This window comes from Paenibacillus enshidis (assembly GCF_042136365.1).
GTDB classification, from domain to species: Bacteria; Bacillota; Bacilli; order Paenibacillales; family Paenibacillaceae; genus Paenibacillus; species Paenibacillus enshidis.
The window spans coordinates 332,358-357,461 of record NZ_JBHHMI010000001.1; the positions used below are offsets into that span (position 1 = coordinate 332,358).

At 51.9% G+C, this 25,104-nt stretch carries 25 protein-coding genes; 22 read left to right on the plus strand and 3 right to left on the minus strand.

Going from position 1 to position 25,104, the window contains the following annotated elements:
- Window positions 1–68 precede the first annotated feature (68 nt).
- From ACE41H_RS01390 to glnA, 10 genes are all read left to right on the plus strand, one after another.
- Entirely contained in the window at window positions 69–881 is an 813-nt protein-coding gene (locus ACE41H_RS01390) for a class I SAM-dependent methyltransferase (RefSeq protein ID WP_375352777.1), read from the plus strand.
- Entirely contained in the window at window positions 865–1,836 is a 972-nt protein-coding gene (gene miaA / locus ACE41H_RS01395; protein WP_375352778.1) for a tRNA (adenosine(37)-N6)-dimethylallyltransferase MiaA, read from the plus strand. Before ACE41H_RS01390 ends, miaA begins: the two co-directional genes overlap by 17 nt.
- A 27-nt stretch (window positions 1,837–1,863) precedes the next feature.
- A complete protein-coding gene (hfq, locus tag ACE41H_RS01400; protein WP_305754165.1) occupies window positions 1,864–2,109 on the plus strand; it encodes an RNA chaperone Hfq in 246 nt (81 codons plus the stop codon).
- A 157-nt stretch (window positions 2,110–2,266) separates the two neighbouring features.
- On the plus strand, window positions 2,267–4,906 hold the full coding sequence (locus ACE41H_RS01405) for a PBP1A family penicillin-binding protein (protein WP_375352779.1): 2,640 nt from the start codon (window positions 2,267–2,269) through the stop codon (window positions 4,904–4,906).
- Between the two features lie 115 nt (window positions 4,907–5,021).
- On the plus strand, window positions 5,022–5,576 hold the full coding sequence (locus ACE41H_RS01410) for a ribonuclease FAU-1 family protein (protein WP_375352781.1): 555 nt from the start codon (window positions 5,022–5,024) through the stop codon (window positions 5,574–5,576).
- A 139-nt stretch (window positions 5,577–5,715) separates the two neighbouring features.
- Window positions 5,716–6,681, plus strand: a complete 966-nt coding sequence (locus ACE41H_RS01415; protein ID WP_375352782.1) for an AAA family ATPase — start codon at window positions 5,716–5,718, stop codon at window positions 6,679–6,681.
- A gap of 102 nt (window positions 6,682–6,783) precedes the next feature.
- Window positions 6,784–8,070, plus strand: a complete 1,287-nt coding sequence (gene hflX / locus ACE41H_RS01420; RefSeq protein ID WP_375352783.1) for a GTPase HflX — start codon at window positions 6,784–6,786, stop codon at window positions 8,068–8,070.
- Window positions 8,071–8,141: 71 nt separating this feature from the next.
- The gene (locus tag ACE41H_RS01425) at window positions 8,142–9,395 is read left to right on the plus strand and encodes a methionine gamma-lyase family protein (protein WP_375352785.1); all 1,254 of its coding nucleotides are present in this window, start codon (window positions 8,142–8,144) and stop codon (window positions 9,393–9,395) included.
- Between the two features lie 85 nt (window positions 9,396–9,480).
- The gene (locus ACE41H_RS01430) at window positions 9,481–9,894 is read left to right on the plus strand and encodes a MerR family transcriptional regulator (protein WP_305754158.1); all 414 of its coding nucleotides are present in this window, start codon (window positions 9,481–9,483) and stop codon (window positions 9,892–9,894) included.
- Window positions 9,895–9,963: 69 nt separating this feature from the next.
- Entirely contained in the window at window positions 9,964–11,292 is a 1,329-nt protein-coding gene (gene glnA / locus ACE41H_RS01435; protein WP_375352786.1) for a type I glutamate--ammonia ligase, read from the plus strand.
- A 148-nt stretch (window positions 11,293–11,440) separates the two neighbouring features.
- Here the strand turns inward: glnA and ACE41H_RS01440 are convergent, their stop codons facing one another.
- Both ACE41H_RS01440 and lexA read right to left on the minus strand, forming a co-directional pair.
- A complete protein-coding gene (locus ACE41H_RS01440) occupies window positions 11,441–11,656 on the minus strand; it encodes a hypothetical protein (RefSeq protein ID WP_375352788.1) in 216 nt (71 codons plus the stop codon).
- Between the two features lie 202 nt (window positions 11,657–11,858).
- On the minus strand, window positions 11,859–12,485 hold the full coding sequence (gene lexA, locus ACE41H_RS01445) for a transcriptional repressor LexA (protein ID WP_375352790.1): 627 nt from the start codon (window positions 12,483–12,485) through the stop codon (window positions 11,859–11,861).
- A gap of 285 nt (window positions 12,486–12,770) precedes the next feature.
- Here lexA and ACE41H_RS01450 point away from each other — a divergent pair, with 285 nt between their 5' ends.
- From ACE41H_RS01450 to ACE41H_RS01465, 4 genes are all read left to right on the plus strand, one after another.
- Window positions 12,771–13,136 (plus strand): LysM peptidoglycan-binding domain-containing protein, encoded by a 366-nt coding sequence (locus ACE41H_RS01450; protein ID WP_375352792.1) that lies wholly within the window; start codon window positions 12,771–12,773, stop codon window positions 13,134–13,136.
- 97 nt (window positions 13,137–13,233) lie between these two features.
- On the plus strand, window positions 13,234–13,437 hold the full coding sequence (locus ACE41H_RS01455) for a DUF896 domain-containing protein (RefSeq protein WP_375352794.1): 204 nt from the start codon (window positions 13,234–13,236) through the stop codon (window positions 13,435–13,437).
- Between the two features lie 100 nt (window positions 13,438–13,537).
- On the plus strand, window positions 13,538–14,062 hold the full coding sequence (locus ACE41H_RS01460; protein ID WP_375352796.1) for a hypothetical protein: 525 nt from the start codon (window positions 13,538–13,540) through the stop codon (window positions 14,060–14,062).
- A gap of 65 nt (window positions 14,063–14,127) precedes the next feature.
- Complete coding sequence (locus ACE41H_RS01465; protein WP_375352797.1) at window positions 14,128–14,922, plus strand: HAD family hydrolase; 795 nt, start codon at window positions 14,128–14,130, stop codon at window positions 14,920–14,922.
- 136 nt (window positions 14,923–15,058) lie between these two features.
- On the opposite strand, the gene mtnD is transcribed toward ACE41H_RS01465, so the two are convergent.
- Window positions 15,059–15,598, minus strand: coding sequence for an acireductone dioxygenase (gene mtnD, locus ACE41H_RS01470; protein ID WP_375352798.1), 540 nt, complete (start codon window positions 15,596–15,598; stop codon window positions 15,059–15,061).
- Between the two features lie 238 nt (window positions 15,599–15,836).
- On the opposite strand from mtnD, the gene metH reads away from it, so the two are divergent.
- From metH to ACE41H_RS01510, 8 genes are all read left to right on the plus strand, one after another.
- Window positions 15,837–19,268, plus strand: a complete 3,432-nt coding sequence (metH, locus tag ACE41H_RS01475; RefSeq protein WP_375352800.1) for a methionine synthase — start codon at window positions 15,837–15,839, stop codon at window positions 19,266–19,268.
- A gap of 136 nt (window positions 19,269–19,404) precedes the next feature.
- Window positions 19,405–20,334, plus strand: a complete 930-nt coding sequence (gene rnz / locus ACE41H_RS01480; protein WP_375352801.1) for a ribonuclease Z — start codon at window positions 19,405–19,407, stop codon at window positions 20,332–20,334.
- Between the two features lie 371 nt (window positions 20,335–20,705).
- On the plus strand, window positions 20,706–21,494 hold the full coding sequence (nucF, locus tag ACE41H_RS01485) for a 5' nucleotidase NucF (protein ID WP_375352803.1): 789 nt from the start codon (window positions 20,706–20,708) through the stop codon (window positions 21,492–21,494).
- Between the two features lie 50 nt (window positions 21,495–21,544).
- The gene (locus ACE41H_RS01490) at window positions 21,545–22,366 is read left to right on the plus strand and encodes an Fpg/Nei family DNA glycosylase (protein ID WP_375352804.1); all 822 of its coding nucleotides are present in this window, start codon (window positions 21,545–21,547) and stop codon (window positions 22,364–22,366) included.
- Window positions 22,260–23,216, plus strand: coding sequence for a deoxyribonuclease IV (locus ACE41H_RS01495; RefSeq protein ID WP_511055444.1), 957 nt, complete (start codon window positions 22,260–22,262; stop codon window positions 23,214–23,216). Before ACE41H_RS01490 ends, ACE41H_RS01495 begins: the two co-directional genes overlap by 107 nt.
- Before the next feature lie 24 nt (window positions 23,217–23,240).
- Complete coding sequence (locus ACE41H_RS01500; RefSeq protein ID WP_375352806.1) at window positions 23,241–23,579, plus strand: cyclic-phosphate processing receiver domain-containing protein; 339 nt, start codon at window positions 23,241–23,243, stop codon at window positions 23,577–23,579.
- Window positions 23,576–23,890: a thioredoxin family protein gene (locus ACE41H_RS01505; protein WP_375352807.1), complete on the plus strand. Its 315-nt coding sequence runs from the start codon at window positions 23,576–23,578 to the stop codon at window positions 23,888–23,890. Before ACE41H_RS01500 ends, ACE41H_RS01505 begins: the two co-directional genes overlap by 4 nt.
- 128 nt (window positions 23,891–24,018) lie before the next feature.
- The gene (locus ACE41H_RS01510) at window positions 24,019–25,080 is read left to right on the plus strand and encodes a 23S rRNA (cytidine(2498)-2'-O)-methyltransferase RlmM (protein ID WP_375353149.1); all 1,062 of its coding nucleotides are present in this window, start codon (window positions 24,019–24,021) and stop codon (window positions 25,078–25,080) included.
- Window positions 25,081–25,104: the final 24 nt, after the last annotated feature.

A 25,104-nucleotide genomic window follows, 5' to 3' on the forward strand; every position in this document is an offset into this window, starting at 1 on the left:
CTCCCTGACTTCCTTCGTGATCAAAAGATGACTTTTTGAACTACCTCTATAAGGAGCCATAAAACCAAGTGTCTTTACAACATCTTAGCAACAGCTTTATCATAACAACAGGCGATTCTCCCGGTACAGCGACACTGGAGCGGGCAGCGCGGCTGTCAGCCGCCACTGGGGCACCATACATCCCGCGCGGCCGACTATCTGTAGCCATGCTGGCGAAGCGGCACGGCGCCTCCGACGTGCTGGTGCTTGTACAGGACGGCGTACGACTGATCCGTCCGGGACAGCCCACGCTGGATTATCACCCCAGCATGGGATATATCCGCGCGCGACGGGTATTAAAGGGCGAGGCAGACCCGATGCTGACCGCCGCGAGGCTGGAGGCGGGGGATACCGTGCTGGACTGCACGGCAGGCATGGGGGCCGATTCCCTGGTGTTTTCCGTCGCTTCAGGACCAGGCGGTCAAGTGACAGCCGTCGAAAGCTCAAGGCCCGTATGTGCGCTCCTCATGGAAGGGATGAAATATTACCGATCCGGTTTTCCCGAAGTGGATGAGGCCCTCAAGCGCATTCATGTCACGAGCGCCAATCATCTGGACGTGCTCCGCAGCCTTCCCGACCGCAGCGTGGATATCGTCTATTTTGATCCGATGTTCCGTGACCCTGTTGCGGATTCAAGCGCCATCGGGCCGCTGCGGACCTATGCCAATCCGGCTCCCCTGGAGGCGGAGAGCATCCGTGAGGCATGCAGGGTGGCAAGAAAGACCGTGCTCATGAAAGAAAAACGGAAGAGCAGTGAATTCAGCCGGCTCGGATTCCAGGTTGAACAGCGCGGACAAACGAAAACAGTGTACGGAGTGATTCAGATTGACAGTACTTCCTAAGCCGAAGCTGCTTGTGTTGGTGGGACCTACCGCAATCGGCAAAACACAGCTAAGCATTGAAATAGCCCGATCATTTCATTGCGAAATCATTTCCGGTGATTCCATGCAGGTCTACAGGCATATGGACATTGGCACCGCGAAAATAAAAAAAGAGGAAATGGGAGGCATTCCTCACCATTTAATTGATATACATGATCCGGAATACCCCTATTCGGTTGCGGAGTTTCAGGAGGACTGCCGCAGGCTGATTCCGGAGATTCATGGCAGAAACCGGCTGCCTTTTATTGTGGGGGGGACAGGTTTGTACGTGGAGTCTGTCTGTTATGAATACCGCTTTTCCGAGGTTGGTGCGGATGATGCTTTCCGGCAGGAGCAATTTGCCTATGCCGAACGCGAGGGCAACGAGGCTCTGCATGCGAAGTTGGCTGCGGTGGATCCTGAAAGCGCGGTGAAGCTGCATCCGAACGACCGCCGCCGGATCATTCGCGCGCTTGAGGTATACCATGTCAGCGGCAGGCCCCTCAGCTCCCTTGCAGCCGCTCAAAAAAGGGAATCTCCCTATGATTTGTGCATCGTGGGTTTGACAATGGATAGGCAAATGCTATATAACCGTATTGAAGACCGTATTGATGGCATGCTGCGGCAAGGGCTTGTTGAGGAAGTGGCGTCCTTGATGGAGCGTGGAGTCAGTGGTGATGCCATCTCGATGCAAGGCCTGGGCTACAAGGAAATTTCATCCTATCTGCGGGGGGAAGCAACGCTTGAAGACGCAGTCGCTTTATTGAAGAGAGATACCCGCCATTTTGCTAAACGGCAGCTTTCCTGGTTCCGGCACATGAAGGATATCCGGTGGATGGATGTGACGAATGCTGCACATTTTTCAGAAACTGTCGACGAATTGAAGAAGATTGCAGCAGGAAAGTTCAGGATAGATCTTGAATATATTTCAGAATAACTCAAATGATTATTGGGGGTACGGCTAATGAACAAGTCCATCAACATCCAAGATACGTTCTTAAACCAGCTTCGCAAAGAAAGCATTCCAGTCACCGTTTATTTAGTGAACGGGTTCCAGGTACGGGGGACCATTAAAGCTTTTGACAACTTCACAATTGTGATTGATTCCGATGGACGGCAGCAAATGATTTACAAGCATGCCATTTCCACATTTACACCGCAGCGGAATGTTTCGCTAATGCAGCAGCAGGAAGGCGGCAGCGAGAGCTGAGTCCCTCAGGATGTAACTTTTGGGTATTAAATTTCGTCTAATTGAATAGAAATGGATACGGGAGCAACCTGACAGAGGTTGTTCTTTTCATTAGTGGTCTCATCGGTTCGAAAACAGAGAGAGAATAACTACGCAACACCGAAAGGGAGTCAGAGGAATGCCAAACGATTCATTGTCCAGATCCGGTAATCGCAATCGGCAGAATGCCGCGGGCAAGCCGCAGGGCAAGAAGAAGAAAATTACGGCAAAGCGTGTCGGCTGGACGCTCTTCTTTACGGCGGCACTTGCGATTATCGTAGCGCTGGCAGGTTATTTGTACGTCATGGTTAATGGAGAAAAGTTGTATCAGGCGAATTTGGACAAAATTTCGGTTAACGAGCCTTCCCGGATTTATGACCGCAACGGCAAGCTGATGGGAGAACTTTCAATCCAGAAGAGCGAGCCGGTTGAAGGCGAAGAGATCCCCAAACTGTTAAAGGATGCTTTCGTTGCGACTGAGGACAAGCGTTTCTACGAGCATCAGGGCGTTGACATATGGGCGATTGGGCGCGCAGCGGTTCGTGACGTGATCGCCCGGGCGGCTGTGGAAGGCGGCAGCACGATCACCCAGCAGTTGGCCAAAAACCTGTTTTTGACGAGAGATAAGACGTTTTTCCGCAAAGCGACGGAAGTGTCCATCGCAACGGCTCTCGAACGCAACATGACCAAAGACGAAATTTTGACGCTGTACCTGAACCGGATTTTCTTCGGCCATCAGCGTTATGGGATTAAAGCCGCTGCCGAATATTATTTCGGAGAGAGCGATTTAAACAAGCTGGAACTGTGGGAAATGGCTACTCTGGCGGCGTTGCCGAAAGGTCCGTCCAAATATAACCCGCTCTCCAATCCGGAGAGCTCCAAGGAGCGGCGGGGGGTTGTGCTGCAGCTCATGTATGAGCAGGGCTATATTTCGAAGTTACAGATGGAAGAAGCGAAGGCTGTGGACTATGGCTACGAGCCGCCAGCTTCGGAAACCAAGTATACGGCATTTATCGACTATGTAATGGATGAAGCCGAGGAAGTAACCCATTTAACCAGTGATGACTTAAACGTTGGCGGGTACAAGATTTATACGACGATGGATGAAAAGGCGCAGAATGCGCTTGAGCAGGCTTTCGAGGACGATGATATGTTCGAGAAAAGCCCTGACGACAAGCCGGTGCAGGGCTCCATGGTCATTATGAACAACCAGAACGGCAGCATCGCGGCCCTTATGGGCGGGCGGGATTACCAGCGCCAGGGCTTTAACCGGGTAAATGCCAGCCGCAGACAGCCCGGATCGGCGCTGAAACCGATCGTTACCTATGCGCCTGCTTTGGAGACAGGCAACTTCACATCCGATTCACGGTTAAGCAATGAGAAGCAGTGCTTTGGCAACTATTGCCCGACGAACCTGCACGGTTACTCTTCAACCATCAGCATGCAGGATGCCATTACGAAATCGGAAAACATTCCTGCGGTATGGCTGCTCAACCAAATCGGCGTAAACACAGGCTACGAATTTGCGCAAAAGCTCGGCATTACGATGACCGAGGAAGACAAGTCGCTGGCCATTGCGCTCGGCGGCATGAGTAAAGGAACAAACACGCTGGAAATGGCGCAGGCCTACAGCGCATTTGCCAACAAGGGCCAATTCCAGTCCGCCTTTTCGATCAAACAGATCGAGAACAGTGAAGGAAGTGTCGTGTATGAGCATAAATCCGATGCAAGAGAAGTCATGAGTGAGCAAACGGCTTACCAGATGACGGATATGATGCGGGAGGTTGTTAACAGCGGTACTGGCAGACGTGCGGACATCGGCAGACCGCTGGCAGGCAAGACCGGTACGACCCAAAGCGGTATTGAAGGCAACAGCGGCAACCGTGACGTCTGGTTTGTGGGTTATACCCCTCAATATACGGGTGCCATTTGGATGGGATATGATCAGCCTGACAACACTCATATGCTGAAGAACAGCTCAAGCCTCACGGCGGCGTTCTTTGCCAAGGTGATGGGCCAGGCGCTGGAAGGCGAACCGGTGCAGGATTTTGAAAAACCTGAAGGATTGCCGGAGACTGAAGCTCCGCCAGAGTCGCCGCAAAAGTTATCCGCTCCTGCGGGATTGTCCGCATCCTACAACCCGGGTACGCAGATCGTATCCCTTACCTGGAATACGGTGGATGGAGAGAACGCCCAGTATCGGGTATATAGAAAGGAAGCTTCCGAGGGCAGCTTTACGCCTGTGATCGAAGGTCTGTCTGTGACCAATACGGAAGATATCGATGCGCCTGAAGGCCACACATATGACTACTATGTGACAGCCTACAATGCGGAAGGAGAATCGGATCCGTCCGGTACGGTTCAAATATCCATTGAAGCGCAGGCTCCGCCGGAAAACTCTACGGATGATCCGTCTGGTGAGGGCGAGACGGTGCCTCCGGACAATAACACAGGGACGGTTGATCCGGGCAACACAGTTCCAGATAACGGAACCGGCTCCGGGGAGAACAGCGGCCTTCCTGAAGATACCGCACCGCCAGGGCAGAGTAACGGTGACGGTTCAGGTACAGACGCCGGCACAGACACCGGAACCGGCGTTCCTGATGGGCAAGCTGATCCCAACATTCAGGATCAGCCTGCAGGGGAAGGAGAGCTTGACAACAGCACCACTCAGGATGGTGAGCTGAATCCCGGGACTGTGAATACACAAGACAATAATTCGGACATAGGCAATGGTGCAGTGAATGGCAATGGGGACGGAAATGGAGAAAATAGATAACGTATGAAAAATTATGTTAACCTGCGGCTGAAAAGCCGCAGGTTTGATTCATTTTTGAGTGTAATCTGCAAATATGGTAAGCTGAATTTACCAATGTTGGAGAGGACAGTCTACAATGAAACGGAAATTCGGAGACAGGGCCAATTGGAGGCGGATAACAAACCGGAAATTTGCCTGCAAATATGTGCAAAGCGAGTCTTTTACCGGATATGTAACACTGTACACGATGCTGGGGCTGAAAGAACCGTTGTGGAAAACTTACGGCAGCCACACCTTTTGCATTGCAGACAAGGGATATTCCTGGCTGCAGTATTATCCGAAAGCTGCACACTATGTAGTGACCGCCATGTTTAATGACAAACAGCAAATTGTGGAGTGGTATATCGATACATGCCGCAGTCAGGGCGTAACCGATCAGGGTGTGCCGTGGTTCGATGATTTGTATCTGGACATTGTGGTTCTCGGCAATGGCGAAGTGTTTCTGGTGGATGAGGATGAACTGCAGGAAGCTCTTCAGAAAGGACATATTACGGCTGGCGAAGCACAATTGGCTAACAGAACGGCTGCAGAGCTGCTGCGGCAGATTGATGCGCATATGTTTCCTTATTTTCAGATGTCGCTCCGTCATCGCGCGGAGTGGTTTCACAACGGAGAGTTCAAGCGCAAATGAAAGGTGCTTCGAGGTGCTGGCGTATGTGAAATGGCAGCTTGACCGGAGCAGCTTGAATCAAAATACTAATAAGAACAAGCTGCGCTGAATACATTTGGTAAGGGACCGAAGTCCGAACAAATATCGAGGTGATGGATGCATGAACGGACGGGGAGCAGCCGCCGGTAAGCGGCCGGAGGAGAGACCTTCCAGACAGATTAATGTCGTAATCCGCAGCCAGGAGCCTCCAAGCACACCTGAAGTCGATACAGCCGGGGCTGTCAAAGAGATGCCTTACGATAGCTTGTACCAGGAGATTCAAAAAGAGCTGGACCAACTGGTCGGACTGGACAGCATTAAAGAGCTGGTATTCGAGATTTACGCTTTCCTGCAGATTGCAAAAATGCGTTCGGATGCCGGGCTGCAGAGCAGCTCGCACGTATATCATATGATCTTTAAAGGAAATCCCGGCACTGGCAAAACGACGGTGGCGCGGATTGTGGCCAAAATGCTGCAAAGAATGGGCGTGCTGAGCAAAGGGCATTTGATTGAAGCGGAGCGCGCCGATCTGGTGGGCGAGTATATCGGTCATACAGCGCAGAAGACAAGGGATCTCGTTAAAAAGGCGCTCGGCGGAATATTATTCGTCGATGAGGCTTACAGCCTGGCAAGAGGCGGGGAAAAGGATTTTGGCAAAGAAGCGATTGACACGCTTGTAAAGGCGATGGAGGATCAGAAAAACCAGTTTATTCTGATCCTGGCCGGGTACAGCGATGAGATGGACTTTTTTCTGAATACCAATCCCGGCCTGCCTTCACGTTTCCCGCTGCAGCTTGAATTTCCCGATTATACGATTGATCAGCTCATTCAAATCAGTGAGCTGATGGCCAAGGAACGGGATTATATTTTAATGCCACAGACGATTTTTAAAATGAAGCAGCATCTCATCGCCGCCAAGGAGGAAAGCCTCGATAATTTCAGCAATGCCCGTTATGTGCGCAATGTGATCGAAAGGTCGATCCGCCACCAGGCCGTGCGGCTGCTGAATCAATACAGCAGCGGACAGCCGGGCAGGCTGGAACTGATGACACTGCGGCCAGAGGATTTGAAAATCGGGAAAAAATAGACGATAATAGGGTTCTCCATGGAAGTTTTATCAAAGCCGGCCTGGTTTCAGGTCGGTTTCTGCACGAAATGAGATCTGTTGACAATAAAGGAGCTGACGTTCATGGCGAATTCTACATATGATACGCAAACCGAGGTTCAGGATCGTGCCGTTCTGGTCAGTCTTGTAACGGAGCAAGTGAAGCGCAGCGGGATTGATCCCCAATATTCGCTTGATGAATTGGTCAAGTTGGCGGAGACCGCTGGTGTGGAGGTTCTGAGCGTGCTCAGCCAGAACCGGGAAACGCCGGATTCCAAATGGTTTATCGGCAAGGGCAAAGTGGAGGAGCTGCGCGCTATTGGCGAAACGCTTGGGGCGAACACCGCTATTTTTGACCAGGAGCTGTCCGGCGCCCAGGTGCGCAACCTTGAGATGAGCCTGGATATGAAAATAATCGACCGCACCCAGCTTATTCTGGATATCTTTGCACAGCGGGCCAAAACGAGAGAAGGAATCATCCAGGTGGAGCTGGCACAGCTCTCCTATCTGCTGCCCCGGCTCTCCGGGCAAGGGAAAAATTTATCACGTCTCGGCGGCGGCATCGGCACGCGTGGCCCGGGGGAAAGTAAGCTCGAAACGGACCGCCGTCATATCCGCGACCGTATCGGCGAGCTCAAGCGGCAGCTGGAAGAGGTGACCCGCCATCGGCGGCTGCACCGGGAGCGCAGGCAGAAGAGCGGGATTGTACAGGTGGCCCTGATCGGCTATACCAATGCAGGCAAATCCACACTGTTGAAATCGCTAACGGCGGCGGACGTATACATTGAAAATCAGCTGTTTGCGACGCTTGATCCAACGTCACGGACGATGGAGCTGCCAAGCGGCAAAGAGGTTGTTGTGACCGATACGGTCGGTTTTATCCAGAATCTGCCCCATGATCTGGTTGCTGCTTTTCGGGCGACACTCGAAGAAGTGAACGAGGCGGACCTCGTGCTGCATGTGGTGGACGCCTCCTCGGATATGCGTGAGGATCATATGAAGGTGGTGCAAAATATTCTGGAGGAGCTTGGCGCTGCCGATAAGCGGCAATTGGTCCTGTTCAACAAAAAGGATGCCTGCACGCCGGAGCAGCTGCAAATGCTGCCTTCCGGTGAGGGCTACCTGAAAATCAGCGCCTTTGATGAAGGGGATCTGCTCCGGATCAGGGAGGCGGTGCAGAACGCCGTAACCGGTGAAACGAGACGCTTCCGGATTCCGGCGGAGCGCGGCGACCTGACCCCTGTCCTGTATCGGATCGGTGATGTGATCGCCACCGAATACGACGGCAATGATGTGCTGTATGAGGTGCGCATCCAAACAGGGGAGTTCGAAAAATACGGCCACGCACTGGAAAACTTTACAGAGGGTTAACATTGCGTGGCGTGTCCAGGTTATTTTAAGAGCAGCTTTATGATAGGCTTGAAGAGGAGACAAGAGAAGCAATGGCTTTATTTTCAGAGGAAATTGAACACATCAGGGAAGAAGCGGAAGCGAAGATTAAAGACAGGCTGCAGCTCGTTGACCGGATTGTAGACCACAATCAATGGAAGGTCATTGAGGCGTTCCAGAGCCGCCAGGTGAGCGATTTTCATTTTGCCGGCTCTACCGGATATGCTTATAACGACCGCGGCAGAGAAGTGCTGGATGAAGTGTACGCCTTGGTATTTGGCGCGGAAGCGGCGCTGGTCCGCCCGCATTTTGCGTCAGGCACGCATACGATCGCAACGGCGCTGTTCGGCGTGCTGCGTCCGGGGGATGAACTGCTGTATATTACAGGGCGGCCGTATGATACGCTGCATAAGGTGATCGGGAAGCCGGGGGACGGAACAGGCTCGCTCCAGGATTTTGGCGTGAGCTACCGCGAGACATCGTTGACGGCGGATGGACAAGTCGATTGGGAGCAGGTCGAGTCGTCTATTACGGTGGCAACCAAGGTCATCGGCATCCAGCGTTCCCGCGGCTACGACTGGCGCTCCTCGTTCTCCGTTGCCAGTATTGGGGAAATGGTGCGGCGGATCAAAGCGATCCGCAGTGATCTGATCGTCTTCGTGGACAACTGTTACGGGGAGTTTACGGAAGAGCTGGAGCCTACGGAGGTTGGTGCCGATTTGATCGCAGGCTCTTTAATCAAAAATCCGGGCGGAGGCATTGCCGAAACCGGCGGTTACATATGTGGACGCAAAAGGTATGTCGATTTGGCTGCATACCGCCTCACGGCGCCGGGAATCGGCGCTGAGGTTGGCGCAATGCTGGGGACGACGCGCAGCATCTATCAAGGCTTGTTTCTGGCTCCGACACTCGTGGGACAGGCGGTGAAGGGGAGTATTTTTGCTGCCGCCGTATTTGAGACCATCGGATTTACAAGCAAGCCGGCCTGGGACGAGCATCGGACCGATCTGATTCAAGCCGTATCCTTTGCGGGGCCTGAGCATCTGATTGCGTTTGTACAGGGAATTCAAAAGGCTGCTGCGGTTGACAGTCATGTGGTGCCAGAGCCGTGGGATATGCCCGGATACGAACATCCTGTCATTATGGCGGCAGGTACTTTTATCCAGGGGGGCAGCCTTGAATTGTCGGCAGACGCGCCCATCCGGGAGCCGTATATCGGCTATATGCAGGGCGGATTAACGTATTCCCACGTCAAATTTGGCGTATTGAAAGCACTGCAAACGATGAAGGATCGTAATTTACTGTGAGTTTACCTAACACGCCGTTGACATTTTACATCAGGAAAATGTACAATGGGGTGAGTAGAATAGATCACTGGAAGGTTGATGAACGATGGGTGACGAAATTCGCAGAAATATGGCCTTATTCCCGATTGGAATCGTGATGAAGCTTACTGATTTGTCTGCCAGGCAGATTCGTTATTATGAGCAGCACAGTCTGATTGTTCCGGCGCGGACCTCAGGCAACCAGCGGTTGTTCTCCTTTAATGATGTGGAACGGCTGCTTGAAATAAAGGCTTTAATTGAAAAAGGTGTAAATATAGCAGGGATCAAGCAGGTGATGAACCCTGTCAGCAAGGAATCCGAGGAAGCGACAGTCATTACGGCCGATACGGAAGTCAAACGCCGTGAGCTGTCCGATACGCAGCTGCACCGTTTGCTGAAACAGCAGCTGGTGGCAGGCAAACGCCCGGGACAGGTATCGCTCATTCAAGGGGAGCTCTCGCGCTTTTTTAATAATAAGTGAGATATTTCTCAGATTTGTAAAATTCTTTTGGATACCGTCCACAGATAACAGATAAAAGGAGAGGTTACATTGAGTTATACAAAAGAAGACATTCTCCGCATTGCGCAGGAAGAGAATGTACGCTTTATCCGCCTGCAGTTTACGGATTTGCTCGGCACGATCAAGAACGTGGAAATTCCGGTGAGCCAGCTTGTGAAAGCACTGGATAACAAAATGATGTTTGACGGCTCTTCGATCGAAGGTTATGTGCGTATCGAAGAATCCGATATGTATCTATACCCTGATCTGGATACCTGGGTCATTTTCCCTTGGGTTACCCAGGATCGCGTGGCGCGTCTGATTTGTGACGTTTACATGCCTGACGGCACTCCTTTCGCTGGCGACCCGCGTGGCATTCTGAAGAGAGTGCTGAAGGAAGCGGAGCAAATGGGCTTTTCGTCCATGAACGTGGGACCTGAGCCGGAATTTTTCCTGTTCAAAACCGATGAAAAAGGTAATCCGACCGAAGAGCTGAATGATAGAGGCGGCTACTTTGATCTTGCCCCTACAGATCTGGGTGAAAACTGCCGACGTGAAATCGTACTGACCTTGGAGGAGATGGGCTTTGAGATCGAAGCCTCCCACCACGAGGTGGCGCCGGGACAGCATGAGATTGACTTCAAATATGCCGATGCGATTAAAGCGGCCGACCAGATTCAAACGTTCAAGCTCGTAGTGAAAACGATCGCTAGACAGCATGGCCTGCATGCAACGTTCATGCCGAAGCCGCTGTTTGGTGTGAACGGTTCCGGCATGCACTGCCACCAATCGTTGTTCCAGGGCGACGAGAACGCTTTTTATGATGAAAATGACCAGCTCGGCCTGAGCTGGACAGCCCGCCATTACATGGCCGGTATTTTGAAGCATGCCCGCGCGATGGCGGCGATTACGAACCCGACCGTGAATTCGTACAAACGTCTTGTGCCTGGTTATGAAGCTCCGTCTTACGTGGCCTGGTCTGCAAGCAACCGCAGTCCGATGATCCGTATACCGGCTTCGCGCGGTTTGAGCACCCGCGTCGAAGTCCGCAATCCGGACCCTGCCGCGAATCCTTATCTTGCGCTGGCCGTTATGCTTAAAGCAGGTCTGGACGGCATCAAACGCGAGCTTTCACTGCCTGCTCCAATTGACCGTAACATTTATGTCATGACAGAAGAGGAACTGGTGGAAGAAGGAATCGCCAGCCTGCCGGCTGATCTGAAAGAGGCGCTTGGCGAACTGCTGCGCAGCGAAGTCATTGCTGACGCGCTTGGCGACCACGCTCTTGCCTACTTCTATGAGCTCAAGGAAATCGAATGGGATATGTACCGCACACAGGTTCACCAATGGGAGAGGGATCAGTATTTGTCCCTTTACTAAGGGGGAGAGTCCTTGGCGCATCAGCGCTGAGGGCTTTATTTATTTGGACGATGGAAATATAACGTGCAAATGAAGTTCGGACGGAAAAGCCTTGGACACTCCAAGGCTTTTGGTTGTAAATAGTCACATTTGGATAAGGGGGGGCTGTTTAGCGGCCTCTTCTTTTTTTGCCTACAGAGCAGATGTAGCAGCTTGGGTCGTTTTTCACGATTACAGGGTACATATGATGCGGTATAGGAACCGGATGGCATTTGTTGATCACTTCAATGGGGTGAACTACCGGAACGACCGTTGGATAGTAGCGATCATTGATGATTCGAATCGGAGGGCAGACGATAGGCGCTGCTGCCGGATAATAAGTCATTCTGACAACTCCTTTCGGATATGTTGATATAACATATGCCATTTAGCCGTGCTTGATTGGACAATTGCCTGACGGCAGACATTCCTCAGCATTAGCACAGAAACAGAATCATTCATCACATGAACTTCGGATGGAACAGGAACACCCCTGCATTTTATGCAAGATAGCACAAAATGCAGGGGTGTGTTCGGTCTAAGCTGATTTAGTGGAAATCTCTGAACAAACCGACTACCTTGCCCAGTATGCTGACTTTGGTCAAGCGCAGCGGTTCATATTTCGGGTTCTCGGGTTGAAGCCGGACATGATCTTTCTCTTTGTAGAAGGTCTTCACGGTCGCTTCGTCCTCTTCCGTCATCGCCACAACAATATCTCCGTTATTAGCTGTTTGCTGCTGTCTTACAATAACAAAGTCTCCATTACTGATGCCTGCTTCGATCATACTGTCTCCTACAACAGACAGCATAAATATCTTGTCATCGCCGACAAATTGCTGAGGCAGTGGAAAATAATCCTCGATATTCTCTGTGGCCGTGATCGGAATGCCTGCGGTTACCTTGCCGACCACCGGGACCCGGGTTACCGTATAGCTGAACATATGTGTCTGATCCGAATCCTCCTGGCCGAGCAGCTCGATTGCCCGCGGCTTGGTGGGATCCCGGCGGATTAGCCCTTTCTTCTCAAGCCTGTCCAGATGTCCATGGACAGTAGAGCTGGAGGCGAGTCCGACCGCCTCCCCGATCTCTCTTACAGAGGGAGGGTATCCCTTTAAGCGAACCTCATTACGTATGAATTCCAAAATTGCCTGCTGTCTACTGGAAATCTTAGACATATCCCATCAACCCCATTTAAGTAACGTTTGGGAAAATTATAGCATAGAACTGTCGTTCGTACAAACATAAGTTCTGAAAGTCGGCAAACAAATTTTTGCTGATGAAAAGTTATTGTTCAGCAGGCTCCGCAGCCGCAAACCGTGCTTGAACAGATGCGGTTTTACAGATGAAATCAGAAAGAAAATAAAAGGGAACATGCGTTCTAATTCGCACTTGTGCAAAACATGTGTTCGTGTTATATTGGTTTCGAGATAAACAAGAACACATGTTTGGAGGTTGTTGACATGTTAAAATACAGCTCCTATCAAAGCATATATCATACGGCCACGGTACAGGGCGGACACACGGACGTGAGAACCGCCGCGCAGAAGGAAAACTCACTGGTCGGCCTGCTTCGTTTAATCGTTGTCGTAATCGTGCTCTGGATTTCTTTTGCCGGCCTGTTTACAGTATTTGCAGGTTCGTCCGGTTTGCATGCATCCGGGGAGAAGGTAGTCGTACTTTCAGGGGATACGTTGTGGGCAATCGCACAGGAACACAAACCCGACCATATGGATACAAGAGTTTATATGGAAGGAATTATTCGGATCAACGGGCTTAAGAGCTCCGGAATCAGGGCGGGGGATGTGCTGCACCTGCCAGAATTTTGAGAACAAGCCTGTTGCGGAGCTTGCAGGGGAACCTTGACAAGCTCTTTTTAACGTGTCAAAGTGTATAGTATCTTTGCTTATTTGGAGGGGACAAAAATTGGATATTGACAGCTTGGTAGCGCGCATCAATGAGCTCGCGCGCAAAGCAAAAGGAGAGGGCCTGACTGAAGCCGAAATAAAGGAAAGAGCCGAGCTTCGCGAAATTTATCTGGGCAACATCCGCAAAAATTTCCGCCAGCAGCTGGAATCCATCGAATTTGTGGATGACGAGCCGGACCAAGACAAAGGACTAAAGCATTAATTACATTATATAGCGATATACAGCCGGTGTTATGGTCCGGTCCGCTTGTCGGCGGCCCGTGCAGATGCGCCGTCACTATTTAGAGGAAGGAAATGTGCATATGGCTGGTTCATTTGAAAGAAAAATTCGCAAAAACATGGAGAAAGTGAACAAACAGCGCAGAAAGCAGGGGGGACAACCGATCGGCAGCAGCACAGGCAATGCCGGCGATACATATTATGGGCGCAATTTGACAGTCCCGATCATGCTGATGGGCCTGTCTGTCCTGTATCTGGTCTTGACCATGTTCTGGACACAGATAGGCATGAGGGGCATGGATTGGCTTGTATTCGGACTCTATATACTGCTTGCAGTTGTATTTTTTCTTCGCCGTCCGTACCTGCGGGTTGGCAAAAACGCTCTGTATACGTTAAAAGGCGGCAGAGAGCGTTCCATGCCAGCGGATCAGATCAAGGGGATCAAGGTTCAATCCGGATATGTTATCGTTGAAAAGCAGGGCAAAGGTGGCAACTGGATTTTTAACAAAACGCTGGGCCGGTATGATACCGGTGCCATCGCAGAACGGCTCGAGAAATTTGCAGCTTCCAACCAAATCGCGTTTCAATCGGAAGGGTCCGAGTCATAATCGTACACACGGAACAGGCTTTAACAGCCATCGGGTGAATTAAATGAAGGAGTGGGACTAGCAGGATGACGATTCAAGCGGTAATGTTTGATCTGGATGATACACTGTTGTGGGATGAGCGCAGTGTTGAAGAAGCGTTTGCAGCCGTATGTCAGACGGCCTCCGAGGCAACCGGGGTGGATCCGGTCAAGCTGGAAGATGCGGTAAGGGCAGAGGCCAGATTACTTTATGAATCCTATGAGACCTTCCCTTTTACGAAAATGATAGGCATTAATCCTTTTGAAGGCTTGTGGGCAACTTTTACTGGCGGAGATCAGCCCGAATTCCGGCAGCTGGAACAGTTGGCGCCCGTATACCGCAAGGAATCCTGGAGAAGAGGACTCGAACAAGTTGGGGTATCCGATGACGGGCTGGCTGGCAGACTTGCCGAACAGTTCGGGACCGAACGGAGAGCTCGGCCATATGTATATGAAGAAACCTTCCAGGTGCTTGATGACCTCAAGGGCAGATATAAGCTATTGCTGCTGACGAACGGATCTCCTTCGCTGCAGCAGGAGAAGCTGGACGGAGTGCCGCGGCTGATTCCTTATTTTGATCATATCGTCATTTCGGGTACGTTTGGCAAAGGCAAGCCGGATCCGTCCATTTTTGGACATGCTCTGGGATTGCTCGGCATTGAATCGCAGCTGGCGGTCATGGTTGGCGACAAGCTGACGACGGACATTAAAGGTGCGCTCGCAGCGGGGGTTCATGCAGTCTGGGTGAACCGGAACAGCAAGACCAATACGGAGAACATTCAGCCGGATTTTGAAATCAGGCATCTTGCGGAGTTGGAGAATGTAATTAACTCAATATCTTGATCATAGACCGTCCGGACGGGAAAGGTGCGTCGGGCGGTTTTGTCGTACCCGCTACCTAACAAAACAACCCCGTTATCGGCCGGGACGGGCAGCAACAGGGTTGTTTATAAGTGGTTTGCATCGATAGACGTTTTTCTCAAGCTTTAACGAAAGTCGGATCATCATAGTTGTGTGCCACCCATCCGTTTTCTTCGATAAAGAGACGGACAGCCACGATCTTCTGATTTTCCATCAAAGTGAAAAAGTGCGGGGTGTTTTCCGGTACGGAAATGACATCGCCAGGCGACAATTCCACATTAAAGTAGCCGCCGTCAGCGCTTTTAATGATAAAAATCCCTTTACCGCTTACAATGGCCCGAATTTCGTCTTCCGTATGGGTGTGGATATTTTCAAATTTGGCCAGCAGCTCTTCAAGGTTCGGAGTCGCTTCGGACAATGTGATGACATCCCAGATTTTATAGCCACGGCGGGCGGCCAGGTCTTTGATTTCGCTGTCAAAGGTGCTGATAACCCGGGCTTTTTGTTCATCTGTTAAAGTAAAGTTCTCTTTAAGCTCGTCAGGGAGCTTGTTTGCGTCCCATTTCTCGTACAGTACTTCCTGCTTGGCCAGGAACTCCTGTACAGCAGCTTCGTCGCTGAAGCGTTCATTGGTGTTGCGGATTACGATCGCAGCCATCTTATCCCTCTTTTCCACTTGGAATTATTATATTAATTATGAATTATAACGAATATCAGGTCACGTGTCGATGTTAATTTTTTTGTCCACTATAAGGGGGCAATTTTTTTCTTCCGGTTATAGAATTGTTCAGTTTTGTTGAATACTATAGATTCTATATTTCGACAGTTGTGTGTATTCAAGTAGAAGCGTTTCTGCTAAACTAAGATTTAACGTTTTGCGAGGAGGAACAAGGGCAATGAAAGAAAGTTTGCAGCTTGCAATACAGCAGCGGATACTTATTCTCGACGGTGCCATGGGCACGATGATACAGCAGGAGGATTTGACTGCGGCGGATTTTGGGGGCGAGGAGCTTGAAGGCTGTAATGAAATGCTCGTGCTGACGAGACCGGACGTCATTCAACGGATCCATGAGTTATACCTGGAGGCCGGGGCGGATCTGATTGAAACCAATACGTTCGGCGCTACTTCGGTTGTCCTTGCCGAATATGACATTGCAGATAAAGCCCGTGAGATCAATCTCGCTGCAGCCCATCTGGCCCGCGCGGCGGCGGATGCCTTCCAGACACCGGGCAAACCCCGGTTTGTGGTCGGGGCCATGGGACCAACAACGAAAACGCTGTCCGTTACAGGCGGTGTAACTTTTGCCGAGCTTGTTGACAGCTATGAGGAGCAAGCCATAGCCCTCATCGAGGGTGGAGTAGACCTGCTGCTGCTTGAAACGTCACAGGATACATTGAATGTGAAAGCAGGCAGCATAGGAATCCGGCAGGCATATGCAAAAAGCGGCATCGAACTGCCTTTGATGATTTCCGGCACGATTGAGCCTATGGGCACAACGCTTGCCGGTCAAAATATCGAGTCTTTCTATATATCACTGGAGCATCTGCGTCCCATTTCCGTCGGATTGAACTGTGCGACAGGCCCGGAATTCATGAGGGACCATATCCGCTCTCTGGCGGCCATGTCGTCATCTGCGGTCAGCTGTTATCCAAACGCAGGCCTCCCGGATGAAAACGGCCAGTATCATGAGTCTCCGGAGTCGCTGGCGAGAAAGATGGGGGGCTTTGCGGAAAAGGGCTGGCTCAATATAGCCGGAGGCTGCTGCGGTACCACGCCCGCGCATATTCGGGCCATGGCCGAGGAAATGGCAAAATACCCGCCACGACCTCTGCACGGGCAGCATCCGCCAGCGATTACGGGCATTGAAACGGTCTACATCGAGCAGGACAACCGCCCTTATATGGTAGGGGAACGGACGAACGTCCTCGGCTCACGCAAATTTAAACGGCTTATCGTTGAAGGCAAATACGAGGAAGCGTCGGAGATTGCCCGTGCGCAGGTGAAGAACGGAGCACATATTGTGGATGTGTGCCTCCAGGACCCTGACCGTGATGAGACGTCCGATATGGAAGCTTTTCTGAAGCTCGTTGTCAACAAGGTGAAAGTTCCTTTAATGATCGATACGACGGACCCGTCTGTTGTTGATTTGTCGCTGCAATACACACAAGGGAAAGGGATTATTAACTCCATTAACCTTGAGGATGGGGAAGAAAAATTTGAACAGGTCGTGCCCTTGATTCATAAATATGGAGCGGCTGTCGTGGTCGGAACGATTGATGAGCGGGGGCAAGCCATTAAAAGGGAGGATAAGCTGGAGGTAGCCAAACGGTCTTACGATCTGTTGGTGCATAAATACGGCCTCTCCCCTGAAGACCTGATCTTCGATACGCTTGTGTTCCCGGTCGGAACGGGAGATGAGCAGTATATCGGCTCGGCCGAGGAGACCATTGAAGGAATCCGTCTCATTAAAGAGGCGCTTCCGGGTGTGCACACGATTCTCGGCATCAGCAACGTATCCTTCGGCTTGCCAGAAGCAGGCCGCGAGGTGCTTAATTCCGTGTTTCTCTATGAATGCACCAAAGCCGGGCTGGACTATGCGATCGTCAATACGGAGAAGCTGGAACGTTATGCCTCCATCCCTGCACATGAGCGAAAGCTGGCGGAGGACCTCATTTACAATACGAATGATGAGACGCTGGCGCTGTTCGTGGCGGCTTTCCGGGACAAAAAGATAGAAAAGAAGCAGCAGATCTCGAATCTGACGCTCGAAGAACGGCTGGCTGCTTATGTGGTGGAAGGCAGCAAAGAGGGGCTTGTTCCGGATCTGGATGAGGCTTTAACGAAATATGCGCCGCTGAAAATCATCAATGGTCCGCTGATGGCCGGCATGGAAGAGGTTGGGCGGCTGTTTAACAATAATGAGCTGATTGTTGCTGAAGTTCTGCAAAGCGCTGAAGTGATGAAGACTTCGGTGGCGCATCTTGAGCAATTTATGGAGAAGACTGAGACCTCGGTAAAGGGTAAAATTATTCTCGCCACCGTTAAAGGGGACGTTCACGATATCGGAAAGAACCTGGTTGAAATCATTCTCTCCAATAACGGTTACCGTATCATTAATCTGGGTATAAAAGTACCACCGGAACGGATTATTGAAGCTTACCGTGAGGAAAAGGCGGATGCCATTGGTCTCTCCGGCCTGCTGGTGAAATCCGCGCAGCAGATGGTCGTGACCGCCCAGGATTTGAAGACGGCGGGCATTGATGCTCCAATCATGGTTGGCGGAGCGGCGTTAACCCGCAAATTTACTAAAAACCGGATCAGGCCGGAATACAACGGTCTTGTCTTGTATGCCAAGGATGCCATGGACGGTCTGGACCTGGCCAATAAATTAATGAATCCCGACACGCGCCGATTGATGGTGGAAGAGGCGGAGAATGAAAAAGAAACGGAAACAGCCGCCGAGCCGAAGTCTCTGCCCCAACTGAGCCGCGTCGAACGCTCCAATATCTCGACAGATGTGCCTGTCTATATTCCGCCTGATCTTGAGCGCCATGTGCTCCGCAATTACCCGATTGGCCACATTTTGCCTTATGTGAATATGCAAATGCTGCTTGGACACCATCTGGGTCTGAAGGGCAATGTGGAGCAACTGCTGGCGGCAGGCGACCCCAAAGCGGTCAGTCTGAAGGAGACGGTGGACGGGATTTTGAAAAGCGCTGTACAGGATTCGATCATGCAGGCACATGCGATGTACCGCTTCTTCCCGGCCCAATCGGAGGGCAATGATATTTTGATCTATGATCCTGCTGATGTCGGCAAGGTGCTGCACCGCTTCTCCTTCCCGCGGCAGCAAGTCGAGCCTTACCTGTGTCTGGCCGATTTCCTTAAACCGTTAAGTTCAGGTACAATGGATTATGTCGGTTTTCTGGTCGTTACAGCCGGCCATGGAATCCGTGAGCTGTCCACGGCTTGGAAGGATCAAGGGGATTATTTGCGCTCACATGCACTGCAGGCGGTTGCCCTTGAGGTGGCCGAAGGGCTTGCCGAACGGATTCATCATATGATGAGGGACAACTGGGGCTTCCCTGATCCGCCGGATATGACGATGAAACAGCGGCTTGGGGCAAGATATCAGGGGATCCGTGTCTCATTCGGCTACCCGGCTTGTCCGGATCTTGAGGATCAGGAGCCGCTTTTCCACCTTATGAAGCCGGAGGATATCGGGGTTGCCTTGACGGAGGGGTACATGATGGAGCCAGAAGCTTCTGTTTCTGCCATGGTCTTCGCCCATCCGCAGGCTCAATATTTTAATGTGGATAAAGCCTAGGCGGTCTGCGGTATAACAGGAGGAGTGCTGCCTCTTCCCGGTTTGTGCGCGCGTATAGAAGCAGAAGAGGTTGGCAGCAGAATCCTCCGGGCTTCGGAGGTTTTTTGCTGCCTAGCAGGAAGAAGGTTGGATAAGTATGGACATTTATTTTTTGGGCACAAACGCCGGCGTTCCGACGCTCCAGCGCAATGTGACTTCACTAGCGCTGCGGCTGCTGGAGGAGCGTAGAACGATGTGGCTGTTTGACTGCGGAGAAGGAACACAGCAGCAGGTTCTGCGATCGCCCCTGAAGCTGAGCAAGCTTGAGAAAATATTCATAACACATCTTCACGGAGACCATCTGTTCGGATTGCCCGGATTGTTATCCAGCAGGGCGTACCAGGGGGGAACATCTCCGCTGGCCGTATACGGACCAGCCGGGCTGAAGCGATATATCGAGATGTCTCTGGAGCTTAGCCAGTCGCGCATCAATTATGAGCTGGACGTTGTTGAGCACAACGGGGGACTGATTTTTGAGGATGAGCAGTTCATGGTGGAGGCCGCACTGCTGGAGCACCGGATCGATAGCTATGGCTACCGGGTGACTGAGAAGGATAAACCGGGCAAGCTGGACGCAGAGGCGATGGCGAAATACGGTATCCGCCCTGGCCCCTTGTATGGCAAGCTTAAGCGGGGGGAGCCGGTTGAACTGGAGGATGGCCGTGTGGTGCAGCCGCAGGAGGTGCTCGGAATTCCGAAGAAGGGCCGCATCGTTACCGTTTTGGGGGATACCCGTCCTTGCCAGAATGCGTTGCTGTTGTCCAAAGGGGCGAACCTGGTGATCCATGAAGCTACATTTCTTCATGAGCTGGCGGAAACAGCCCATGAATACCATCACAGCACTGCGCTGCAGGCAGCAGAGACGGCCAAGGCTGCCGCCGCGGGCGGGCTGATCATGACTCACTTCAGCTCAAGATACAAGGATATGGAGCAACTGCAGGAACTGCTGGACGAGGCAAAGTCGGTCTTTCCAAACAGCATGCTGGCGGAAGAGCATATGTTGTTCCAGGTGCCTTGCAGAGCCTGAAGCTAAGCTTGTATGGTCTCCAAGAAAAAGGTGCCGGAGCTATTTCGGTACCTTTTATTTTCGAAAAGCTGCCCAGGAGTGGCTGATTATTTTCCGGGAAAGCGCAGAAACTGACAAAGGTACAGCGAAAAAGTTTCCTTAAAAAAACAGCTGTCGATAGTTTTCGACGCAGATCAGGCTTGAAGAAGGGTTTACATAACAATTTTTTGACAATCTCATTAACCTTGCTTCTAAAATACAAGGGAAATTATTGGACGTACGGCACTGATTTCCTTAAGATAGATAGGTGAGGCCGAAGCATTGCAGGTAAATGACTTATGCCCTGAATATTTAATGAAATGAATTAGGGCTTTGGCAGGGAGGAAGGCAGTTTGACAGCGCTACTGATTGATCTTGACGGAACAATGGTTCATGGCAATCGTATGATCGAAGGAGCGGATCAATTTATCCGTATGTGCCGTGACCGGCAAATTCCTTTTCTATTCGTGACGAACAATTCTTCACGCACGCCAGAGGCGATCGCGGATATGCTGAGCGGGATGGGAATCAAGACAGCGGGAGAAGAAATCTGCACCTCCGCGCAGGCGGCTGCACAGTATGTATCCCGGAAACGTCCTGGAGCCAAGGTGTACTGTGTTGGAGAAGAAGGGCTGCAGCAGGCGCTTGTTAGCGCAGGCCTGCAACTGGTTGAGGAGCAGCCGGATTATGTGATACAGGGAATAGACCGCCATTTTACATATGCCAAGCTGTCCGCCGCCATGCAATGGATTATGCAGGGCGCGGCTTTTATCATAACCAATCCGGATGTTCAGCTTCCAACGCATGAAGGGCTCATCCCGGGGGCGGGAACGATCGGGGCGGCCATAGAAGCTGCTTCGCAGACCAGGCCTGTTGTCATCGGCAAGCCGTCCGGCATCCTGATGGATTACGCGCTTAACCGGTTGGGCATCAAGGCGGAGCAAGCTGTCGTAATCGGGGATAATATGCTTACGGATATTGCTGCCGGCGCAGCCGCAGGCTGCAGGACAGCACTTGTGATGACCGGGGTGACAACTTCCTCCAATATGGAACAGCACATTCAGACAGCCGGAATCCGGCCTGATTATGTATGCAGCAGGCTGAATGAGCTTTGGGGCGACTGTCTGTCGCCGGGAAAATGACGATCTGTTGAAGAGACAAAAATATACAGCCTAGAAAGGGTAGATAACACATGCCGGAACTTCCTGAAATGGAGAATTACCGGGTACTATTATCCGGACGCATACTGGATAAGCCGATGACCGGAATCACGGTCAATCGGGAAAAATCAATCAATCTGGAGGCGGCGGACTTTCGCTCGCAATTGCTCGGCAGCTCGATTGTGTACATTGAGCGGCGCGGCAAGCATCTGATTTTTCATTTGAACACAGGCAAGCGGCTGCTGCTGCACCTGATGCTGGGAGGCATGATGTATCTGGCCGCTCCCGGCGAGTCCATCGGTCGCTCAACCCAGGTTGAAATAGAATTTGACGGACAAAGGCTGCTGTTCATCGGGCTCAGACTGGGATTCCTGCATCTGCTCAATGCCAAGGAGACCAATGAAGCTTTGGCGGACCTGGGCCCCGAGCCGCTGGACCCCCGTATGACCTTGGAAAGCTTTTCCGCTTTGCTGAAAGGAAGACGCAGCTCGCTGAAAAGCACCCTGATCAACCAGCATGTCATAGCCGGCATCGGCAATTGTTATGCCGATGAAATCGCCTTCGCGGCAGGGCTTGCACCGGCCTCGAAAATGCAAAATATTGCTGCGTCCGCAGAGCAGGTCGGAAAGCTGTATGAAGCGGCCCGGTCCGTGCTTAGGGAGGCTTATATGTATGGCGGTTATATGGAGATGCCGCTGTTTGCAGGGGATACCAAGACGGGCGGCTTTGATGAAAGATGCCAGGTGTATGACCGTGAAGGCGAGGCCTGTCCACGGTGTGGGGGAACGATTCGCAGGCTGGAGCAGGCCGGACGCAAGGTCTTTTACTGCCCGGATTGCCAGCATGAAGCCTGATTGGTATCTGGGCGCGCATGTCAGCACGCGCGGAGGCTTTTACAAGGCGGCGCAACGGGCAAGGGAAGCCGGGGCGCTGTCCTTTCAGTATTTTCCGAAAAACCCGCGCAGCCTGGCTTTGAAGATGCCGGATGCTTCCGATGCAGAGGCCTGCAGGGACTACTGTGCGGACCATCATTTAATATCCATTGCCCATTCGCCATATCCGGTCAATCCTGCGGCGGGCACCTCCCGGGGAGAGGCAGCGTATGCGCTCATGGTGGCTTCGCTGCTGAATGACCTGGAGATTGCAGAAGCGTGCGGCTCCGTGGGGATTGTGGTTCATTTTGGCCATCTGCGCAGCAGCGATCCTCTGGAGGGGTATAAAAATATTATCGGTTGCCTGGATGCCGTATTGGACCGCTGGACAGGAAAAGCCAAAATTCTGCTTGAAAACCAGGCCGGCGATCATGGCTCGATGGGAACGACGCTGGAGGAAATGGTGCAGATCCGGAGCTTGAGTAAATTTCCTGAACGAGTCGGTTTTTGCCTGGATACCTGCCATGCATTTGCTGCGGGACTCTGGAATGGGGGCATGGATGAAATCCTGCTGGACAAGGGGGTACAGCTTGGATACTGGGACGCTCTCTGCGCGGTTCATCTGAATGATTCACGTTATCCGGGCGGGCAAAGAAAAGACCGTCATACCAGAGTCGGAACCGGATATATTGGCGAGTTGGGCTTTCGCTGGCTGCTGGGGCAGCGGCCTTTTCAGCATATTCCGTTGATAATGGAGACTGAGCCGGGATCGGACGGAACACACCGGGCAGATATTCGCAAAGTGCGGGAATGGGCAGAAGCAAGCAGATGAAATAAAGCCGGAAGGAGATGCAGAATGAATTTATACATGGATGATTACCGGCGCTGTCCGCAGGGCTTTACGCTGGCCCGCAATGCGGAGGAGTGCCTGCTGCTGCTTCAGGAATACAAGGTTGAAATCCTTTCGCTGGACTATGACCTGGGGCCAGGTGAGCCGACAGGGCTGGAGGTAGCTGCGGCGATCGTCAGAGAGGGATTATTTCCGGAGCAGATCTACCTTCACTCGTCCAGTCTTTCAGGCAGAAGGCAGATGTATGAAATGCTGTACGGCAGCCTGCCGGAGGGTGTGCAGCTGTTTAATCATCCGGTTCCTCCGGAGCTGCTGAGCCAGCTTGAAAAGAAGGAACAGCGATGAAGGAGCGCAATCAGCAGGAGCTGCGCAGGGATATTTGGGAAGGCTGCAGGCTTGCTGTATTTGTGTATACGCCGATGTGCGGCACCTGTGCCGTAGCCAGAAAGATGCTTGAGATTGTCGGCCATATGCTGCCGGAGGATATGATCGTGCAAAGCAACATTAACACCATACCTGATCTGGTTCAGGAATACCGGATATCCAGCGTGCCTGCACTGTTGTTGTTCAATGGCGAGAGCCCCAGGCCGAAAATAATATACAAGATGGAATCCGTGCAAAATTTACTGGAACAGATAAGGGGAGTAAGCCGGTGATTAAAATGGAGCATATTACGCGAAAGAAACGATAATGCATACGTATGAGATTCCGGTCGAGCTGCAGTGGGATGATGAGCGCCCGTGGATCAAGGTATGTGCTGGAGGTTAACGTAATTTTGAATTCAATGGATAAAGATATGCAGGAAAATGAGGAAAAGTCAGGCGTGGCGTCGCGCTTTATATGTACGGCCAATCACGGCTTTGCGCCATATGCCCAGGAAGAGCTGCGGCGGTTGTTTGGCTCGGTCAAATCGACGGTGCTGATTCCAGGCGAGGTACTGCTCGTAACGCTTTCAGAGGAGACCACGGCTGTAGTTGAGAGAATTCAGGCGCAGGCACCGATGTTTCTGCGCCATCTGTTTCCCGTCCAGTTTCAGGAGGAGAGCGGCAGCCTGGATACGGTGCTGACCCGGTTGGCGGCCTTCGTCATGAACCGGAGCGAGCTGCAAGGGCAGATTCTGTCCGTGCAGGTCCGCAAAAGCACGGACAGCCAATGGGAGGACAGCACGGGAGCGTTGAAGCAGGCCATCACGGACAAGCTGGCGGAAGCGCCGCTCGATTTTGCCGTGCGCGGAGCGGATTACGTCCTGTCCGTTTTTGCCGGCCAACAATTCTGGTATGCAGGCATTTCCAGACCTGATGACAACCTGTCCGACTGGAATGGAGGGGCTGTGCGCTTCCAGAAGGAAGAGGGCCAGGTGTCACGCGCCAAATTCAAGCTGCTGGAGGCGGAAGCGGCCTTCGGGATTGATTTTACGGCATTCAGGAAAGCTCTGGACATCGGAGCGGCTCCGGGAGGCTGGACTTCGTTCCTGCTGGAACGGGGGTTAGAGGTTACGGCAGTGGACCCGGCGCGCATGGACCCGTCCGTTCTGCAATCCCCACGTCTCACGTTTCTCCGTAAAAATGCGGGGGAGGTCAAGTTTCGGGACAGCGAGTTTGATGTGCTGGTATGTGATATGAGCTGGAGTCCGAAGCAGATGGCAAAGCTCGTTACGGGACTGTTATACAGCCTCGCGAGCGGGGGCACGGCCATCGTGACGGTGAAGCTGATGCACAAAAAGCCGCTCGCGCTCATTCAGGATGTCATCTCCTCCTTCGAGCAGGCGGGAATGCAGGTGCAGCATGCAAAGCAGCTGTTCCATAACCGTGATGAAATAACACTTTATATGATTAAATATACTTAAAAATAGCATTGCAGAAATGCTCAG

What these genes read in the sequence shown, in the direction of transcription:
- hfq (WP_305754165.1), top strand. Translation starts at nt 1,864, where the DNA reads ATGAACAAGTCCATCAACATCCAAGATACGTTCTTAAACCAGCTTCGC.
- ACE41H_RS01405 (WP_375352779.1), top strand. Translation starts at nt 2,267, where the DNA reads ATGCCAAACGATTCATTGTCCAGATCCGGTAATCGCAATCGGCAGAAT.
- ACE41H_RS01410 (WP_375352781.1), top strand. Translation starts at nt 5,022, where the DNA reads ATGAAACGGAAATTCGGAGACAGGGCCAATTGGAGGCGGATAACAAAC.
- ACE41H_RS01415 (WP_375352782.1), top strand. Translation starts at nt 5,716, where the DNA reads ATGAACGGACGGGGAGCAGCCGCCGGTAAGCGGCCGGAGGAGAGACCT.
- hflX (WP_375352783.1), top strand. Translation starts at nt 6,784, where the DNA reads ATGGCGAATTCTACATATGATACGCAAACCGAGGTTCAGGATCGTGCC.
- ACE41H_RS01425 (WP_375352785.1), top strand. Translation starts at nt 8,142, where the DNA reads ATGGCTTTATTTTCAGAGGAAATTGAACACATCAGGGAAGAAGCGGAA.
- ACE41H_RS01430 (WP_305754158.1), top strand. Translation starts at nt 9,481, where the DNA reads ATGGGTGACGAAATTCGCAGAAATATGGCCTTATTCCCGATTGGAATC.
- ACE41H_RS01440 (WP_375352788.1), bottom strand. Translation starts at nt 11,656, where the DNA reads ATGACTTATTATCCGGCAGCAGCGCCTATCGTCTGCCCTCCGATTCGA.
- lexA (WP_375352790.1), bottom strand. Translation starts at nt 12,485, where the DNA reads ATGTCTAAGATTTCCAGTAGACAGCAGGCAATTTTGGAATTCATACGT.
- ACE41H_RS01450 (WP_375352792.1), top strand. Translation starts at nt 12,771, where the DNA reads ATGTTAAAATACAGCTCCTATCAAAGCATATATCATACGGCCACGGTA.
- ACE41H_RS01460 (WP_375352796.1), top strand. Translation starts at nt 13,538, where the DNA reads ATGGCTGGTTCATTTGAAAGAAAAATTCGCAAAAACATGGAGAAAGTG.
- ACE41H_RS01465 (WP_375352797.1), top strand. Translation starts at nt 14,128, where the DNA reads ATGACGATTCAAGCGGTAATGTTTGATCTGGATGATACACTGTTGTGG.
- mtnD (WP_375352798.1), bottom strand. Translation starts at nt 15,598, where the DNA reads ATGGCTGCGATCGTAATCCGCAACACCAATGAACGCTTCAGCGACGAA.
- metH (WP_375352800.1), top strand. Translation starts at nt 15,837, where the DNA reads ATGAAAGAAAGTTTGCAGCTTGCAATACAGCAGCGGATACTTATTCTC.
- rnz (WP_375352801.1), top strand. Translation starts at nt 19,405, where the DNA reads ATGGACATTTATTTTTTGGGCACAAACGCCGGCGTTCCGACGCTCCAG.
- ACE41H_RS01490 (WP_375352804.1), top strand. Translation starts at nt 21,545, where the DNA reads ATGCCGGAACTTCCTGAAATGGAGAATTACCGGGTACTATTATCCGGA.
- ACE41H_RS01495 (WP_511055444.1), top strand. Translation starts at nt 22,260, where the DNA reads ATGACCGTGAAGGCGAGGCCTGTCCACGGTGTGGGGGAACGATTCGCA.
- ACE41H_RS01500 (WP_375352806.1), top strand. Translation starts at nt 23,241, where the DNA reads ATGAATTTATACATGGATGATTACCGGCGCTGTCCGCAGGGCTTTACG.
- ACE41H_RS01505 (WP_375352807.1), top strand. Translation starts at nt 23,576, where the DNA reads ATGAAGGAGCGCAATCAGCAGGAGCTGCGCAGGGATATTTGGGAAGGC.
- ACE41H_RS01510 (WP_375353149.1), top strand. Translation starts at nt 24,019, where the DNA reads ATGGATAAAGATATGCAGGAAAATGAGGAAAAGTCAGGCGTGGCGTCG.